The organism is Mesorhizobium norvegicum, assembly GCF_004919685.1.
GTDB classification, from domain to species: Bacteria; Pseudomonadota; Alphaproteobacteria; order Rhizobiales; family Rhizobiaceae; genus Mesorhizobium; species Mesorhizobium norvegicum.
This window is the reverse complement of the sequence record NZ_SMYZ01000022.1, coordinates 101,715-118,555: the sequence shown is the minus strand read 5'-3', so window position 1 is coordinate 118,555 and position 16,841 is coordinate 101,715. Positions and strand designations below refer to the sequence as shown.

Annotated in this window: 20 protein-coding genes; 18 read left to right on the top strand and 2 right to left on the bottom strand. The window is 63.1% G+C overall.

The genetic code is table 11. From position 1 onward, the window contains the following. The 10 genes from FCU66_RS41640 to FCU66_RS10090 all read left to right on the top strand — a co-directional run. Positions 1-196 (top strand): hypothetical protein (locus tag FCU66_RS41640; protein ID WP_210239718.1); only part of this gene is annotated, 196 nt, incomplete at its 5' end. Next, positions 196-1,908, top strand: a complete 1,713-nt coding sequence (gene ureC, locus FCU66_RS10130; RefSeq protein WP_136621106.1) for an urease subunit alpha — start codon at positions 196-198, stop codon at positions 1,906-1,908. The genes FCU66_RS41640 and ureC, both read left to right, overlap by 1 nt. 68 nt (positions 1,909-1,976) lie before the next feature. Next, the gene (locus FCU66_RS10125; protein WP_136621105.1) at positions 1,977-2,465 is read left to right on the top strand and encodes a DUF29 domain-containing protein; all 489 of its coding nucleotides are present in this window, start codon (positions 1,977-1,979) and stop codon (positions 2,463-2,465) included. Positions 2,466-2,518: 53 nt separating this feature from the next. Further along, positions 2,519-3,112, top strand: a complete 594-nt coding sequence (locus FCU66_RS10120; protein WP_136621104.1) for a hypothetical protein — start codon at positions 2,519-2,521, stop codon at positions 3,110-3,112. A gap of 43 nt (positions 3,113-3,155) precedes the next feature. After that, positions 3,156-3,761 carry a glutathione S-transferase family protein gene (locus FCU66_RS10115; protein WP_136621103.1) on the top strand — a complete coding sequence of 202 codons (606 nt, stop codon included), beginning with the start codon at positions 3,156-3,158 and terminating at the stop codon, positions 3,759-3,761. Continuing rightward, positions 3,758-4,345, top strand: a complete 588-nt coding sequence (gene ureE / locus FCU66_RS10110) for an urease accessory protein UreE (RefSeq protein WP_136621102.1) — start codon at positions 3,758-3,760, stop codon at positions 4,343-4,345. Before FCU66_RS10115 ends, ureE begins: the two co-directional genes overlap by 4 nt. Then, positions 4,338-5,009, top strand: a complete 672-nt coding sequence (locus FCU66_RS10105) for an urease accessory protein UreF (RefSeq protein ID WP_136621101.1) — start codon at positions 4,338-4,340, stop codon at positions 5,007-5,009. The genes ureE and FCU66_RS10105 overlap by 8 nt, the downstream gene beginning before the upstream one ends. Then, positions 5,006-5,446 (top strand): DUF3995 domain-containing protein, encoded by a 441-nt coding sequence (locus FCU66_RS10100; RefSeq protein WP_136621100.1) that lies wholly within the window; start codon positions 5,006-5,008, stop codon positions 5,444-5,446. Before FCU66_RS10105 ends, FCU66_RS10100 begins: the two co-directional genes overlap by 4 nt. Further along, positions 5,443-6,087, top strand: coding sequence for an urease accessory protein UreG (gene ureG / locus FCU66_RS10095; RefSeq protein WP_136621099.1), 645 nt, complete (start codon positions 5,443-5,445; stop codon positions 6,085-6,087). Before FCU66_RS10100 ends, ureG begins: the two co-directional genes overlap by 4 nt. A gap of 82 nt (positions 6,088-6,169) precedes the next feature. Further along, the gene (locus tag FCU66_RS10090) at positions 6,170-6,937 is read left to right on the top strand and encodes a class II aldolase and adducin N-terminal domain-containing protein (RefSeq protein WP_136621098.1); all 768 of its coding nucleotides are present in this window, start codon (positions 6,170-6,172) and stop codon (positions 6,935-6,937) included. Positions 6,938-6,941: 4 nt separating this feature from the next. On the opposite strand, the gene FCU66_RS10085 is transcribed toward FCU66_RS10090, so the two are convergent. After that, complete coding sequence (locus tag FCU66_RS10085) at positions 6,942-7,574, bottom strand: HAD family hydrolase (RefSeq protein ID WP_136621097.1); 633 nt, start codon at positions 7,572-7,574, stop codon at positions 6,942-6,944. A gap of 256 nt (positions 7,575-7,830) precedes the next feature. Here FCU66_RS10085 and FCU66_RS10080 point away from each other — a divergent pair, with 256 nt between their 5' ends. Further along, on the top strand, positions 7,831-8,790 hold the full coding sequence (locus FCU66_RS10080; protein WP_136621096.1) for a sugar-binding transcriptional regulator: 960 nt from the start codon (positions 7,831-7,833) through the stop codon (positions 8,788-8,790). A gap of 39 nt (positions 8,791-8,829) precedes the next feature. On the opposite strand, the gene FCU66_RS10075 is transcribed toward FCU66_RS10080, so the two are convergent. Further along, positions 8,830-9,015, bottom strand: a complete 186-nt coding sequence (locus tag FCU66_RS10075) for a hypothetical protein (RefSeq protein WP_136621120.1) — start codon at positions 9,013-9,015, stop codon at positions 8,830-8,832. A gap of 110 nt (positions 9,016-9,125) precedes the next feature. Here FCU66_RS10075 and gcvA point away from each other — a divergent pair, with 110 nt between their 5' ends. From gcvA to FCU66_RS10040, 7 genes are all read left to right on the top strand, one after another. Further along, a complete protein-coding gene (gene gcvA, locus FCU66_RS10070) occupies positions 9,126-10,031 on the top strand; it encodes a transcriptional regulator GcvA (RefSeq protein ID WP_136621095.1) in 906 nt (301 codons plus the stop codon). A 227-nt stretch (positions 10,032-10,258) separates the two neighbouring features. Further along, the gene (locus FCU66_RS10065; protein ID WP_136621094.1) at positions 10,259-11,569 is read left to right on the top strand and encodes an ABC transporter substrate-binding protein; all 1,311 of its coding nucleotides are present in this window, start codon (positions 10,259-10,261) and stop codon (positions 11,567-11,569) included. A 124-nt stretch (positions 11,570-11,693) separates the two neighbouring features. Beyond that, the gene (locus FCU66_RS10060) at positions 11,694-12,566 is read left to right on the top strand and encodes a carbohydrate ABC transporter permease (protein ID WP_127397763.1); all 873 of its coding nucleotides are present in this window, start codon (positions 11,694-11,696) and stop codon (positions 12,564-12,566) included. An 11-nt stretch (positions 12,567-12,577) separates the two neighbouring features. After that, positions 12,578-13,402 carry a carbohydrate ABC transporter permease gene (locus FCU66_RS10055; protein WP_136621093.1) on the top strand — a complete coding sequence of 275 codons (825 nt, stop codon included), beginning with the start codon at positions 12,578-12,580 and terminating at the stop codon, positions 13,400-13,402. A gap of 50 nt (positions 13,403-13,452) precedes the next feature. Beyond that, positions 13,453-14,451, top strand: a complete 999-nt coding sequence (locus tag FCU66_RS10050; RefSeq protein WP_136621092.1) for an ABC transporter ATP-binding protein — start codon at positions 13,453-13,455, stop codon at positions 14,449-14,451. 2 nt (positions 14,452-14,453) lie between these two features. Then, entirely contained in the window at positions 14,454-15,224 is a 771-nt protein-coding gene (locus tag FCU66_RS10045) for an L-iditol 2-dehydrogenase (RefSeq protein ID WP_136621119.1), read from the top strand. Between the two features lie 132 nt (positions 15,225-15,356). Next, positions 15,357-16,835, top strand: coding sequence for a mannitol dehydrogenase family protein (locus FCU66_RS10040; RefSeq protein WP_136621091.1), 1,479 nt, complete (start codon positions 15,357-15,359; stop codon positions 16,833-16,835). Positions 16,836-16,841: the final 6 nt, after the last annotated feature.

Genomic DNA, 16,841 nt, shown 5'->3' with positions numbered 1-16,841 from the left:
CGGGAATGAATATCGTTTTGCGCATGGATTTTCCTTCCATCGATTTGGCAAACAGTCGTTTTGGGGTGACCTCCTAACCTCAACCGCCAAATCGGATCAGAAGGTGTCGTCCGGCGGGTCATTGCGTGACCATTGGATGGCGGCAATGTGGAACCCGGTTTCTTCGACCAAGCCTCATTTTGGGAGCAATCGCTGATGGCCAGAATTACCCGCGCCGCCTATGCGCAGATGTACGGCCCGACCGTCGGCGACCGGGTGCGGCTTGCCGACACCGAGCTGTTCATCGAGGTCGAGAAGGATCTCACCATCCACGGCGAGGAGGTGAAGTTCGGCGGCGGCAAGGTGATCCGCGACGGCATGGGCCAGAGCCAGGTTTCCCGAGCCCAGGGCGCCGTCGACACCGTGATCACCAACGCGCTGGTGGTCGACGCCAGCGCCGGCATCTTCAAGGCCGATATCGGGCTCAGGGACGGGCGGATTACGGCAATAGGCAAGGCCGGCAATCCCGACACTCAAGATGGTGTCACCATCATCATCGGTCCCGGCACCGAGATCATCGCCGGCGAAGGCAAGATCCTGACCGCCGGCGGCTTCGACGCGCATATCCACTTCATCTGCCCGCAGCAGATCGAGGAAGCGCTGATGAGCGGCATCACCACCATGCTCGGCGGCGGCACCGGCCCGGCGCATGGCACACTGGCGACCACCTGCACGCCGGGGCCATGGCACATGGCCCGCATGATCCAGTCCTTCGATGCCTTCCCTATGAACATCGGCCTCTCAGGCAAGGGCAATGCTTCGCTGCCCGCAGCACTCGAGGAAATGGTGCTTGGCGGCGCCTGTTCGCTGAAGCTGCACGAGGACTGGGGCACGACGCCGGCGGCCATCGACTGCTGCCTGTCGGTCGCCGACGACTACGACGTGCAGGTGATGATCCACACCGACACGCTGAACGAATCCGGCTTCGTCGAAAACACGGTCGCCGCCATCAAGGGCCGCACCATCCACGCCTTCCACACCGAGGGCGCCGGCGGCGGCCATGCGCCCGACATCATCAAGGTCTGCGGGCTGCCCAACGTCATCCCGTCATCGACCAACCCGACGCGGCCCTACACGGTCAACACGCTGGCCGAGCATCTCGACATGCTGATGGTCTGCCATCACCTGTCGCCGTCGATCCCCGAAGACATCGCCTTTGCCGAAAGCCGTATCCGCAAGGAGACCATCGCGGCGGAAGACATTTTGCACGACATCGGCGCCTTCTCGATCATCTCGTCGGACAGCCAGGCCATGGGCCGTGTCGGCGAAGTCGCGATCCGCACCTGGCAGACCGCCGACAAGATGAAGCGGCAACGCGGCTCGCTGCCGCAGGAGACCGGTAACAACGACAATTTCCGTGTCCGCCGCTACATCGCCAAGTACACGATCAACCCGGCCATCGCGCATGGGCTGTCGAAGGACATCGGCTCGATCGCGGTGGGCAAACGCGCCGACCTGGTGCTGTGGAACCCGGCCTTCTTCGGCGTCAAGCCGGACATGGTGCTGATCGGCGGCATGATCGCCGCCGCCCCGATGGGCGACCCCAACGCCTCGATCCCGACGCCGCAGCCAATGCACTACCGGCCGATGTTCGGCGCCTATGGCAAGGCCAGGACCAACTCGTCGGTGACGTTCGTCTCCAAGGCCGCGCTCGAGTCAGGGCTGCACGGCAGGCTGGATGTCGACAAGCAGTTCGTCGCCGTCGAAAACACCCGCGGCGGCATCGGCAAGCATTCCATGGTGCTCAACGACGCCACGCCGCATGTCGAGGTCGATCCGGAAACCTACGAGGTTCGCGCCGACGGGGAATTGCTCACCTGCGAGCCCGCAACGGTGCTGCCGATGGCGCAGCGGTATTTTCTGTTTTGAGCTGCCTTGGCCAGTGCCCATCTCAGGAAGCCGTTTAAACGCCGCGCGCTTTAGGGCATTATACGCATATGAACAGAGTTGACCGGCTCAGGGCGCCGACGCCCTACGAAACGGACTTCGCGCAGTGGAGCGCCGAACAGGGCGCGCTCTTGCGCGACGGGCGTCTTGCCGAGCTTGATCGGGAGAATCTTGCCGAGGAGATAGAAAGCTTGGGGAGGAGCGACCGAAGAGAAATCCGCAGCCGGATGCGGGTGCTGATTGCACATCTCCTGAAATGGGAGTTCCAGCCGGGCCATAGATGCCACAGCTGGCAGTCGTCGATTTCCGAACAGCGTGTCTGGATCGAAGGCATAATCAAGGATAGTCCCAGTCTTCGTCGATATCCCGCTCAGATCTTTGATGAGGCCTACAAGGACGCCTTGCCTGTTGCGATACAGGAGACGGGCTTGCGGAAATCGCAATTTCCAAGCGAACCGCCGTTTACAGCCAAGCAGGTGCTCGATGGACGATTTTGGCCTGGCGGTCCGCTTTCGATGGACGATTTTCTGCGAGACTAGCAATCTATGAATGCCGAGCGCGCGCTCCACCACCACCTTGCTTGTTGAGGCCCATGGCCACCGAAATCGCCTCTCCCCACGACATCTTTCCGCATATCCGCATCGTTATGGGCATGGTGATCGGGCTTGGCGTCGCTCGCCTGCTGTCGGGGGTGGCGCGCATCGTCCAGCATCCCGGCCAGTACCGGCTCTATCCCGTGCATCTGGCCTGGGTCGCCTCGGTGCTTTTGATGCTGGTGCATTTCTGGTGGTGGGAGTTCGGCCTCTACGCCATCGAGACCTGGACCTTCGGCAAGTACCTGTTCATCATCTTCTACGCGATCACGCTGTTCCTGCTGTGCGCACTGCTGTTTCCGGATTCGATGCTGGAATACACCAGCTACGAGGATTTCTTCTATTCGCGCCGGGCCTGGTTCTTCGGTCTGCTGGCGGCGACCTACCTGCTCGACGTGATCGATACATTGCTGAAAGGGCCGGAGCATTTCGCCCGCTTCGGCAACGAGTATCTGTTCCGCACGCCGGTCTTCGTCGCGCTCTGCATCGCCGCGATCCTGGTGCGCGATCGCCGCTTCCACATCGCCTTTGTGACGGCGGCGCTCATCTATCAGATATCGTTCATCCTGCGGCTCTTCGACACCATCGTCTGAGCGAACGCGATGGTCTAGCTTGTTCGGGAAAGGCAGGGTTTGCATGTACAAGGCCGTTGGATCGCGCGGATCCCGGGTCAGCCGCGTTCTCTGGATGCTCGAGGAACTCGGGCAGCCCTATGAATTCGTTGAGGTCAAGCTGCGCTCACCGGAAGCCTACGCACTCAACCCGTCGGGCAAGGTGCCGATCCTGATCGACGGCGAGCTGACGGTGACGGATTCGGCGGCGATCTGCGTCTATCTCGCAGACAAGCACGCCGACAAGGGCATGGGCGCCAATCCGGGCGTCGCCGGCCGCGCCGAGATGGATTCCTGGATGCATTTTGCCCAGAGCGAGTTTGAAGCGCCGCTGTGGAACAAATTGCGCCACCGCTTCCTGCTGCCGAAGGACGTGCGGGTCGATGTCGGTCCTGCGGCGGCCTACGATTTTGCCTCGGAACAGAAGGCGCTGGACCGGCGGTTGGGCGACAAGCCGTTTGCGCTTGGGGACCGGTTCTCCGCCGTCGACGTGCTATTAGGCGACATGGGCGGCTGGGCCCGCGCAGGAAAATTCCCGATCGAGTCCGAGCGCGTCAACGCCTATTTCGACCGCGTGCTGGCGCGGCCCGCCCGTGCACGGGCGCAGGCTAACGGAGGCTCCATGAAATGAAGCTCAACCTCAACACCGACTTCACCAAATTCCCGCGCGCCATCTCGGTGCTGACCGCTGGCAATGCCGGAACCACCCTACCGTCCGGCCGTGCCGTTCTCGCCCATGACGAGCGGCATCTGCGCCGCCGGGCCATCGAACTTGCCGACGGCAGCAAGGTGCTGGTCGACCTGCCCGAACCCGTCGCCTTGAACGATGGCGACCGGCTGGTGCTTGAGGATGGCGGCCATATCGAGATCATCGCGGCGCCGGAAGATGTCTATGACATCCGGGCCCGCGACGGCGTGCATCTGGCCGAGCTCGCCTGGCACATCGGCAACCGTCATCTCGCCGCAAGCATCGAGGCCGGGCGCATCCTCATCCTGCGCGACCATGTCATCAAGGCGATGCTGGAGGGGCTCGGCGCCACGGTGACCGACGTTTCCGAGCCGTTCAAGCCGGTGCGCGGCGCCTATTCCGGCGGACACGATCACGGCCATGCGCATGCCGAGGCGCACGCACACAGCCATGCGGAAGCGCATTCGCACTCGCACAGCGAATCGCATTCCCATTCCCATGCTGGCCACCACCACGACCATGACTGACCAGCCTTCGAACATCGCCCTGCTGCGGCTGATGGCGTGGCTGTCGCCTTCCTTTCCGGTCGGCGGCTTTTCCTACAGCCATGGCCTCGAGCGCGCGGTGCATGACGGGCTGGTTGCCGATGCCGAAAGCCTTGCCCGCTGGCTGGAAACGCTGGTCGAGATGGGCTCGGGCTGGAACGACGCCGTGCTGTTCGCAGAAAGCTGGCGCCGGGCACGCGGCACCGGCGATCTCGATGACATAGCCGCACTCGCCGAGGCGCTGGCCGGCTCGCGCGAACGCCACACCGAGACCATGCTGCAAGGAGCTGCCTTCCTCAAAGCGGCAGCGGCCTGGCCAAATCCGGTGCTGGAGCACTTGCCGGCTGAATGCGCCTATTGCGTCGCCGTCGGCGCCATTGCCGGCGGCAATTCGATTGCACTTCAGGATGCGCTGTCCGCCTTCCTGCAGACCTTCTTCTCCAACCTCGTCCAGGCGGCGATCCGGCTTGGCGTCGTAGGTCAGAGCAAAGCCACAGTTCTGTTAGCCGGCTTCGAGCCGCTGGGCCTGGCGACCGCCGCCCGCGCCGCGCGCTCGACATTGGATGATCTCGGTGGCTGTGCCTTCGTTTCCGATGTCATGGCGATGAAGCATGAAACCCAGTACTCGCGATTGTTCCGCTCATGATCCTTCTCGCCTTCTCGCTCTCCCTTGTCCTGCTGCTGATCACCGCGCTGCATGTCTATTGGGGCCTTGGCGGCATCTGGCCGGGCAAGGATGCGGCCTCCTGCGCCCGCGCTGTCGTCGGCTTTCGCGGCGTCGATGACATGCCGACGCCGTTCGCCAGTTTCGCCGTTGCCGCGTGCCTGTGCCTGGCGACGCTGTGGCCGCTGGCGCTCATGGGCGTCTTTGCCTCACCCTTCCCAAAGGAGGGGCTCGCAGCCACGTCACTGCTCATCGGGCTGGTGTTCCTGGGACGCGGCATTGCCGGTTTCACGCCATGGTGGCGGCGGCTGGCGCCGGAACAGCCTTTCGCGCGGCTCGACCTGCGCTACTATTCGCCGCTGTGCCTGCTGATCGGGCTCGGCTTTGCCATCCTCGCCATCACGGAGTTTCCCGCATGACACAGACAAATGGCCCGCTGCGCGTTGGCATTGGCGGCCCGGTCGGTTCGGGCAAGACGACGCTGACCGAAAAACTGTGCAAGGCGCTGCGCGACGAATTCTCGATCGCCGTCGTCACCAACGACATCTACACCAAGGAAGACGCCATGATGCTGGCGCGGCTGCAAGCGCTGCCCGAGGATCGCATCATGGGCGTCGAGACCGGCGGCTGCCCGCACACCGCCATCCGCGAGGATGCCTCGATCAATCTGCAGGCGATCGCCGAGATGAACAGGAAATTCCCGGATCTCGACATTGTCTTCATCGAATCCGGCGGCGACAATCTCGCCGCCACCTTCTCGCCCGATCTCGCCGACCTGACGCTCTATGTCATCTCGGTTTGCCAGGGCGAAGAAATCCCGCGCAAGGGCGGGCCGGCGATCACCCGCTCCGATTTCCTGGTGATCAACAAGAGCGATCTCGCTCCTTACGTGAACGTCAATCTCGATGTCATGGAGAGTGACGCAGGCCGCATGCGCGGCAAGCGGCCGTTCGGCTTCACCGACCTGTCGCGCGGCAAGGGGCTGCAGGAGGTGATCGATTTCATCATCGAGCATGGCGGCCTGCGGGCCGGCGCTGCTGCTGCCAGCACGGCAGCGTGAGATAGCCGTCCCTGCACCAACCAAAACCGGTTGCGGGCATGGGCTGGCCACGGCATTCTTGCCAAAACCGGAGGATTTTTCGATGAGCATAGCCCGCCTGCAGAAGGAAACGCTGACCAACCTGCCCTTCTATGAGGAGCGTGTCGATCTCGCTTGTGCCTTTCGCTGGACGGCGCGGCTCAACATGCACGAGGCGGTGGCCAATCATTTCTCGCTGGCGGTCAACGACGACGGCACGCAGTTCCTGATGAACCCCAACCAGGTGCATTTCTCGCGCATCAAGGCGAGCGACCTTTTGATGATCGATGCCAACGATCCGGATACGCTCTCCGGCCCGGACGCGCCCGACCCGACGGCATGGGGGCTGCACGGCGCCATCCATCGCAATGTGCGCCACGCGCGCTGCGTCATGCATGTGCATTCGATCCACGCCACGGTGCTGGCCTCGCTCGCCGACTCCCGCCTGCCGCCGATCGACCAGAATTCGGCGATGTTCTTCAACCGCCATGTCGTCGACGCGCATTATGGCGGACTGGCCTTCGAGGAGGAGGGTGAGCGCTGCTCGCAGCTTCTCGTCGATCCCAAGGTCAAGGTGATGGTGATGGGAAATCACGGCGTGCTGGTGATCGGCGATACGGTCGCCGATGCCTTCAACCGCATGTTCTATTTCGAGCGCGCCGCCGAGACTTATATCAAGGCGCTGTGGACCGGCCGGCCGCTGCGCACGCTCTCCGACGCGATCGCCGAGAAGGCGGCAAGCGAGATGGACGATTATCCCGGCCAGGCCGAACGCCATCTCAGCGAGCTGAAGGCGATCCTCGACGAGCAGGAACCGATTTACCGGAATTGATAGTCTACAGGCCCAGTTCGGCCCGCAATTCCTCGGCGCTGTTGATGACGACGGCGCCGGGCGGTCCTTCCATCGGCCTTTCCGGCCAGAAGATCGTCTTCATTCCCGCCGCCAGGCCCGCCATGGCGCCCGGCCAGCTGTCGTCGATCGCTACCGCATGCGCCGGGTCGACATCGGCCAGATACGCGGCGCGCAGGAACGGCTCGGCATGCGGCTTGCCTTCGCGCACATCGTTGCGGCTGATCGTCTTCATGCCGGGATAGGTCAGCCCGACCATGCCCAGATTGGCGTCGACGATCATCCGGTCCGAATTCGAGACCACGGCCTGCGCAACGCCCCTTGCCCTAAGCTCGTTGAAGATCTCGATCGCGCCGGGACGCGGCTGCAAGCGCTCGACCAGCGGCAGGTAGTGCTCGTATTTGCGCACGATCCAGTCGTCGAAAGGCAGGTCCAGGCCGAACTCGTCGCGCATCATCTCGTAGACCGGCCAGGCCGCGACGCCGAGCACGCGCTCATGCAGATCATCAGGCGGCACGAGGCCGACATTGCGCATTGCGGCCACCAGGGCTGCCTCGTGCAGCGGTTCGCTGTCGACCAGCGTGCCGTCCATATCCCAGAAAACCGCTTTCGGTGTCATGCAGCGCTCCTTTTTGCGATCCCTTAAAGGGTTTGCGCCGGGAGATAAACCTTCGGGACCGAAGAACCTGCCGCCTGTCGGGACCGCAACCGCGCTTCTTTACCTGACACCGACATCGTGGAAGAAGGAAATTTGGCCCCGCCTGCGCCGGTGGGTGCAAGCAATTGCCCTGGAGATTGACAATTGCGCAGCGGGCCGTTCCCTGCGAAAGTAGGCGTGGGCCGCTCTCATGACCGGCGGCTTCGGGAGGCAGGACGTGAATACCCGGCAGGATGGTGGCAGCAACAGGCTGGACGACGCGGCGCGCGCCGGCTGGCTTTATTATGTTGCCGGCAACACACAGGACCAGATTGCCGCCACGCTCGGCATCTCGCGGCAGACGGCGCAGCGGCTGGTGTCGCTGGCCGTGTCGGAGGGCTTGATCAAGGTTCGCGTCGATCATCCGATCGCCAACTGCCTTGATCTGGCTGCGCGGTTGCGATCACGCTTCGCGCTCGACCTGGTCGAGGTGGTGCCGAGCGATCCGAATTCGTCTTCCACGACCATCGGCATCGCCGAGGCGGCTGCCGCCGAGATCGAGCGGCGGCTGCGCTCACCGACGCCGATCGTCATGGCGATCGGCACCGGGCGCACGCTGAAGGCGGCGATCGAGCAGCTGCCGCCGATGGAATGTCCGCAGCACAAGGTGGTGTCGTTGACGGGCAACATCTCGCCGGACGGCTCGGCCGCCTTCTACAACGTCATCTTCACCATGGCCGACAGGGTGAAGGCGCGGTCCTTCCCGATGCCGCTGCCGGTCATCGCCTCTTCGCCGGAGGAGCGCGAGATGCTGCTCAACCAGCCGATGATCCAGCCGACGCTGGCGCTGGCCGCCGAGGCCGACGTCACCTTCATCGGCATTGGCGATCTCGGCCCCAAGGCGCCGCTCTATGAGGACGGCTTCATTTCGGAAAGCGAATTGAAGGCGCTGCAGAAGGCCGGCGGCATCGCCGAGATCGTTGGCTGGGTGTTCGACCGCGAAGGCCGCATGATCGAGGGCATCACCAACGACCGGGTGTCGTCGGCGTCGCTGCCGTCGCGCGAAAAATCGCTGGTCATCGCATTGGCGATGGGCGAGCGAAAGCTGCCGGGCATCCTGGCGGCCGCCAACCGGCGGCTGATCAACGGCCTCATCACCGATGAACGGACCGCCGCCGCCCTGCTGGCCAGCATCTGACCGGGAACCTCACCTGATTTTGCGATAACATCAGTCGGGCTATTCGTGCCGCCCGAATGGGTCGTTGCCATCGAGGAAACCGAGATCGCGCTGCAGATGCGGCGACAGGTCCCTGATGTCGAGATGTGCCCGCTTTTTTATCGCGAACCAGCCAAATCCGTCCGTGAGCCACGAAACCCAACGCTGATCCGGGGTGGGAGTGCATTTTTGCTGCGCCATGGTCATGATCGTCAACCTCCGCTATCCTGAACCCGAATGATGGGTTGACGCTGTATGTCGGTCTTGCCGGCCGCCTTCGCCAATCGAACATCTGTTATGGCCCATAAGGAGGCCTTATGCCTGATCTCAGCTCGCGACAGGTTTCGCAACTCCCTCCGTTGCAGGCGATCAGGGTGTTCGACGCGGTGGCGCGGCATCTTTCCTTCACCAAGGCCGCCGGCGAACTCGGCATGACGCAGGCGGCGGTCAGCTATCAGATCAAGGTGCTGGAGGAACGCGTCGGCGCGCCGCTATTCCTGCGCCGGCCACGCCAGATCGTGTTGACCGAGGCGGGACAACGTCTCGCGCCCGCTGTCGGCGAAGCCTTTGCCATCCTTGGCCAGGCCTATGCCGCGGCGCGTGGCGGTGCTGACGGGCTGCTGTGCGTCACCACCGTGCTGACCTTTGCCTCGAACTGGCTTGCGCACCGGCTGGGATCGTTCCAGATCGCGCATCCCGCACTTGCCGTTCGGCTGGAGACGTCGAGCCGCCTGACAGACTTTGCCCGCGAGGATACCGATATCGCCATCCGCTCGGGCGGCGGCAAATGGCCGGGCCTGGAAGCGCACAAGCTGCTCGATGCCGACTTCACACCGATGCTGAGCCCGAAGCTCGCGGCAAGCATTGGCGGTGTCAACGAACCGGCCGATCTCTTGCGGCTGCCGATCCTCGATCCCGGCGACATCTGGTGGACGGAGTGGTTCTCGGCGGCCGGCGTGCACTCGCACGATCTTGCCAGACGCCCTGGCAGCAGCATGGGCGCGCAGGCCTATGAGGCCAATGCGGCAATCGCCGGCCATGGCGTGGCGATCCTGACCAGGGCGCTGTTCAAGGCGGAGCTCGCCGACGGCCGCCTGGTGCAGCCTTTCGATTTGGTCGGCGACGACGGACACGCCTATTGGCTGGTCTATCCCCAGGCGCGCCGCACCGTGCCGAAGATCCGCGCCTTCCGTGACTGGCTGCTGGCCGAGATCGCCTGCTGACAGGCAAACGCTCCGGCAGCCGCATTCCATAGCGCAGCCTTTCTGTCCGGTCGTCTGATGTCCGGCGCGGGGCGCGGCTTGTCTTAGAAATTTCCACCCACCCAATGTCCGCCGGCCTCGCCGAGTGCTGCGCTGCAGCATCGAATCCGACTTGACATAATTAACTCCAAGTGAGTAATTGCCCAAAGCCAAGGCAAATGCTCATCTTGGTTCAAGGGAGGAATTTGATGAAACTTCGCACGCTCACCCTGGGCTTGTTGTCGGCCAGCGCGCTTGCGTTCGCCGCTCATGCCGAATCCATCACCATCGCCACCGTCAACAATGCCGATATGGTCCGCATGCAGACGCTGACGGAAGACTTCACCAAGGCGAACCCCGACATCACGCTCAACTGGGTCACGCTCGAAGAGAACGTGCTGCGCGAGCGCGTCACCACCGACATCGCCACCAAGGGCGGCCAGTATGACGTGATGACCATCGGCACCTATGAAGTTCCGATCTGGGCCAAGCAGAGCTGGCTGCTGCCGCTCGACAAGCTCGGCGACGATTACGACGCCAAGGACATCCTGCCGGCCATCGCCGGCGGCCTTTCGGTCGACGGCAAGCTGTATGCCGCGCCCTTCTACGGCGAGAGCTCCTTCGTCATGTACCGCAAGGACCTGATGGACAAGGCCGGGCTGAAGATGCCCGATGCGCCGACCTGGGACTTCATCAAGCAGGCCGCCGACAAGATGACCGACCGCGCCAATGGCGTGAACGGTGTCTGCCTGCGCGGCAAGGCCGGCTGGGGTGAAAACATGGCCTTCCTCACCGCCATGTCGAACTCCTTCGGCGCCCGCTGGTTCGATGAGAACTGGAAGCCGCAGTTCGACCAGCCCGAATGGAAGAGCACGCTGCAGTTCTATGTCGACCTGATGAAGGCCGACGGCCCCGAGGGCGCCTCGTCCAACGGCTTCAACGAAAACCTGGCGCTGTTCCAGCAGGGCAAGTGCGGCATGTGGATCGATGCCACGGTCGCCGCATCCATGGTCTCCGACCCGAAGAGCTCGAAGGTTGCCGACAAGGTTGGCTATGCGCTGGCGCCTGACAACGGTCTCGGCAAGCGCGGCAACTGGCTGTGGGCATGGTCGCTGGCCATTCCGGCCGGTACGCAGAAGACCGACGCGGCCGAGAAGTTCGTCGCCTGGGCAACCAGCAAGCATTACTCCGAGCTCGTCGCTTCCAAGCTAGGCTGGGCCAGCGCTCCTCCGGGAACGCGCACCTCGCTCTATGCCAATGCCGAGTACCAGAAGGCGGCTCCGTTCGCCAAGATGACGCTCGACTCCATCAATGCCGCCGATCCGACGCATCCGACCGTCAAGCCGGTGCCCTATGTCGGTGTCCAGTTCGTCGCCATCCCTGAATTTCAGGGCCTTGGCACCACCGTCGGCCAGCTCTTCTCGGCGGCTCTTGCCGGCCAGTCGAGCGTCGATGATGCCCTGAAGCAGGCCCAGGACGCTGCCACCGCGGCAATGACCGAAGGCGGATACATCAAGTAAGGCTCCTCCCGGTGCCGAATGCCGGTCGCCTCCTTGACCGGCAACGGCCGCCCGAGTTCCCAGTTCGGGCGGCCGCCTTTAACGCCTTTTGAAAATTCAGTCTGACCATTGAAGGGTGACCGTCATGGCTACTCAGCAGACCCGTTCGCTTGCTCGCTTCATGATGGCACCATCTGTCGTGCTGCTGTTCGTCTGGATGATTGTGCCGCTAGTCATCACCATCTGGTTCTCCTTCCAGCAGTACAATCCGCTCAATCCGATACGAGACGGCTTCGTCGGCTTCTCGAACTACGCGCTGTTCTATTCCAACCCGGCCTTCCTGCAATCGATCCTCAACACGCTCACTTTGGTGGTCAGCGTGCTTTTGATCACGGTGATCGGCGGCATCCTGCTGGCCCTGCTGATCGATCAGCCGATGTGGGGCCAAGGCATAGTCCGCATCCTCGTCATTTCGCCGTTCTTCGTCATGCCGCCGGTGGCCGCATTGGTCTGGAAGAACATGATCATGCACCCGCAATACGGGGTGTTTGCCGACATAGCGCGCTTCTTCGGCGCCCAGCCGATCGACTGGTTCGGGCAGCATCCGATGCTGGCGATCATCATCATCGTCGCCTGGCAATGGCTGCCTTTCGCCACGCTCATCCTCTTGACCGCGCTGCAGTCGCTCGACGGTGAGCAGAAGGAGGCCGCCGAGATGGACGGCGCCGGCTTCGTCAGCCGCTTTATCTATCTGACGCTGCCGCACATGTCGCGCGCCATCACCGTCGTCATCCTGATCCAGACGATCTTCCTGTTGTCGGTCTATGCCGAGATCCTCGTCACCACCAATGGCGGTCCGGGATACGCCTCCACCAACCTGCCCTTCCTCGTCTACCAGAAGGCCTTGCTGGAGTTCAAAATCGGCCAGGCATCCGCCGGCGGTGTGATCGCCGTCATTCTCGCCAACATCGTTGCCTTCTTCGCCATGCGCGCCGTCGGCAAGAACCTGGACAAGTAAGGGAGGATACGATGGCACGTGCAGTCACCACCCAGCACAAGACAATCGCGACCGTTGCCGCCTGGATCGTCGCCCTGCTGATCTTCTTCCCGATCCTCTATACGATCATCACCTCGTTCAAGTCGGAGCAGGAAGCCATCCAGGGTTTCAGCATCATCCCGTCGGGGACGTTTGAGAGCTATTCCGAGGTTCAGGCGCAGAGCGGCTACTTCAAGTTCTTCTTCAACTCGGTGCTGCTCTCGGTCGGCTCGACCATCCTGGCCCTGCTGGTCGCCATACCGGCCGCATGGTCGATGGCCTTCTCGCCGACCAAGCGAACCAAGGACATATTGATGTGGATGCTGTCCACCAAGATGATGCCCGCGGTTGCCGTGCTGTTCCCCATCTACCTGATCTTCCGCGACACAGGTCTGCTCGACAGCCGCATCGGCCTGATGATCATGCTGATGCTGATCAACCTGCCGATCGTGGTGTGGATGCTTTACACCTACTTCCGCGAAATCCCGGGCGAGATCCTGGAAGCGGCCCGCATGGACGGCGCTTCGCTGTGGAACGAGATCGTCTATGTACTGACGCCGATGGCGGTGCCGGGCATCGCCTCGACGATGCTGCTCAACATCATCCTGGCCTGGAACGAGGCGTTCTGGACAATCCGGCTGACGACGACGGAAGCCGCACCCTTGACCGCCTTCATCAGCTCGTTTTCCAGCCCGCAAGGCCTGTTCTGGGCCAAGCTTTCGGCCGCCTCGACACTGGCCATCGCGCCGATCCTGATCATGGGCTGGTTCAGCCAGAAGCAGCTGGTGCGCGGCCTGACATTTGGTGCGGTGAAGTAACGGAATTTGCCCGAAGCAATCGGCGAAAATAACCCCTCGGGGAGGAAACCATGGGAAACATCACGCTCAAGAACGTCTCCAAATCCTTCGGAGCGACGTCAATCATCCCCGGTCTCGACCTGGTGATCGAGAATGGCGAATTCGTCGTCTTCGTCGGCCCGTCCGGTTGCGGCAAGTCAACGCTGTTGCGCCTTATCGCCGGCCTCGAGGACACCAGCGGCGGCACCATCAACATCGATGGCCGCGACGTTACCGGCGAGGCACCGGCCAAGCGCAAGCTGGCCATGGTGTTCCAGTCCTACGCGCTCTATCCGCACATGACGGTGGCCAAGAACATCGGCTTCCCGCTGAAGATGGCCGGCGAAGACAAGGCGACCATCGACAGGAAGGTGGGAGACGCGGCGCGCGTGCTCAACCTGACCAACTACCTCGAACGCCGGCCCGGCCAGCTCTCCGGCGGCCAGCGCCAGCGCGTTGCCATCGGCCGTGCCATTGTGCGTCAGCCGACCGCCTTCCTGTTCGATGAACCGCTGTCCAACCTCGATGCAGCACTGCGCGGCACCATGCGGCTGGAGATCAGCGAGCTGCATCATCAGCTCAAGACGACCATGATCTATGTCACCCACGACCAGGTCGAAGCCATGACCATGGCCGACAAGATCGTCGTGCTGAACGCCGGCAACATCGAGCAGGTCGGCTCGCCGATGGAGCTCTACAAGACGCCGAAGAACCTGTTCGTCGCCGGCTTCATCGGCTCGCCGAAGATGAACCTGATCGAAGGTGCGCCGGCTGCCAAATACAGCGCCAAGACCATCGGCATCCGCCCCGAGCATCTGGAGATCTCGACCACGACGGGCGAATGGAATGCCACCGTCGGCGTCGCCGAGCATCTCGGCTCCGACACCTTCCTGCATGTCCAGGCCGATGGCGTCGGTCCGCTGACGGTGCGCGCCGACGGCGAACTCGCCGTCCGTCACGGCGACACCATCTATCTGACGCCCGACAAGGCCAAGCTGCATCGCTTCGGTGCCGACGGAAAGGCAATGTGAGCATGCGACTGGCCGGCAAATCCGCGCTGATCACGGGTTCGGCCCGTGGTATCGGCAGAGCCTTCGCGGAAGCCTATGCCGGCGAAGGCGCCACCGTCGCCATCGCCGACATCAATCTCGAGGCGGCGCAGAAGACGGCCGCCGAGATCGGCGGTAAGGCCTATGCGGTCAAACTCGACGTCACCGACCTCGCCTCGATCGAGGCGGCGGTGAAAGCCGCCGAGACGAAGACCGGTGGCCTCGATATCCTGATCAACAACGCCGCTCTGTTCGACCTGGCACCGATCGTCGAGATCACCAAGGCAAGCTACGACAAACTGTTTTCCGTCAATGTCGCCGGCACGCTGTTCATGCTGCAGGCTGCCGCCCGCTCGATGATCGCGCGCGGCAAGGGCGGGCGGATCATCAACATGGCAAGCCAGGCCGGACGGCGCGGCGAGGCGCTGGTCGGCGTCTATTGCGCCACCAAGGCCGCCGTCATCTCGCTGACCCAGTCGGCGGGGCTCGATCTGATCAAGCACCGCATCAACGTCAACGCGATCGCCCCTGGCGTCGTCGACGGCGAGCACTGGGATCACGTCGATTCGCTGTTCGCCAAATATGAGAACCGGCCGAAGGGCGAGAAGAAGAGACTGGTTGGCGAGGCGGTGCCCTATGGCCGCATGGGCACGGCGCAGGACCTCACCGGCATGGCGGTTTTCCTCGCCAGCAGCGACGCCGAATACATCGTCGCCCAGACCTACAATGTCGATGGCGGCCAGTGGATGAGTTGAGGGCGGGGACGGCCTCTGCTCCTCGTACCTCCGCGGGGAGCGGAGGCCGACATCTGAGGCCCCTTATCCTCTCCGCGTGAAGACGGGGAGAGGGCATAACGAAGGCCGAAGCCCGGCCAAAGGGTAAAACAGATGATCGTGAAACTCTCGTCTTCAAACCTCTCCAGGCTGCCCACTGAGGTCGCCGGTCCGAAGTATGACCGCGCGACGCTCAAGGCCGGGATCGTGCATTTCGGCGTCGGTAATTTTCACCGCTCGCATCAGGCCGTCTATCTCGACGATTTGTTCAATGCGGGCATCGGCCATGACTGGGCACTGATCGGCGCAGGCGTGTTCGACGGTGAAAAGATCGGTCGCGGCAAACTGGAAGAGCAGGACTGGCTGACCACGGTGGTCGAGCAGGATAGCGGCCATATGAGCGCCCGCGTCACCGGCGCCATGATCGACTTCCTGATGCCTGGCGATGCGGCCGGCATCATCGAACGGCTTGCCGACCCGGCCATCAAGATCGTGTCGCTGACCATCACCGAAGGCGGTTATTTCATCGACCCGGCCTCCGGCGTGTTCAACCCGACCCATCCCGACATCGTTGCCGACGCCCAACCGGGCGCCACACCGAAGACGGTGTTCGGCATCATCCTTGCCGGGCTGGTGCGCCGCCGTGACGAGGGCACCGTGCCGTTCACGGTGATGTCCTGCGACAACATTCCTCACAATGGCCATGTCACCTCCGACGGCGTCATTGGTCTGGCCCGTCTGATCGACGAGGATCTGGCGAACTGGGTCAGCGAGCATGTCGCCTTTCCGAACGGCATGGTCGATCGCATCACGCCAGCCACCACCGACCGCGAACGCGGCATCCTCGCCAAGGATTTTGGCCTCGAGGACAACTGGCCGGTGTTCTGCGAGCCGTTCCGGCAATGGGTGCTGGAGGACCATTTCACCGACGGCCGTCCGCCGCTGGAAAAGGTCGGGGTGCAGTTCGTCAAAGACGTTGCCCCCTACGAATTGATGAAGATCCGCATCCTCAATGGCGGCCACGCGACGATTGCCTATCCGGCCGGCCTGATGGACATTCATTTCGTGCATGAGGCGATGCAGGAGCCGCTGGTGAGCGGTTTTCTGGCCAAGCTCGAACGGGACGAAATCATTCCGACCGTGCCGCCGGTGCCGGACACGGTTCTGGAAGACTATTACCAGCTCATCGAGAGCCGCTTCTCCAACCCGAAGATCGGCGACACGGTGCGCCGGCTCTGCCTCGACGGCTCCAATCGCCAGCCGAAATTCATCATCCCGACCATCGCCGATCGCCTGAAGGCCGGGAAAAGCGTCGCCGGCCTGGCGCTGGAATCGGCATTGTGGTGCCGCTACTGCTACGGCACGACGGACAGCGGCGCCGTCATCGAGCCCAACGACCCGAGCTGGGACCGGCTGCAGGCAACGGCAAAGGCGGCAAAGGATGCGCCCGCTGCCTGGCTTGCCATGGAGGACATCTATGGCGATGTCGGCCGCACGACGGCGTTCGTCGAGGCCTTCGCCCATGCGCTCAACGTGTTGTGGGCAAACGGCACGCGCGCGACGCTGACGCGCTACCTCGCCGGCAAGCTCTGAGAGCCA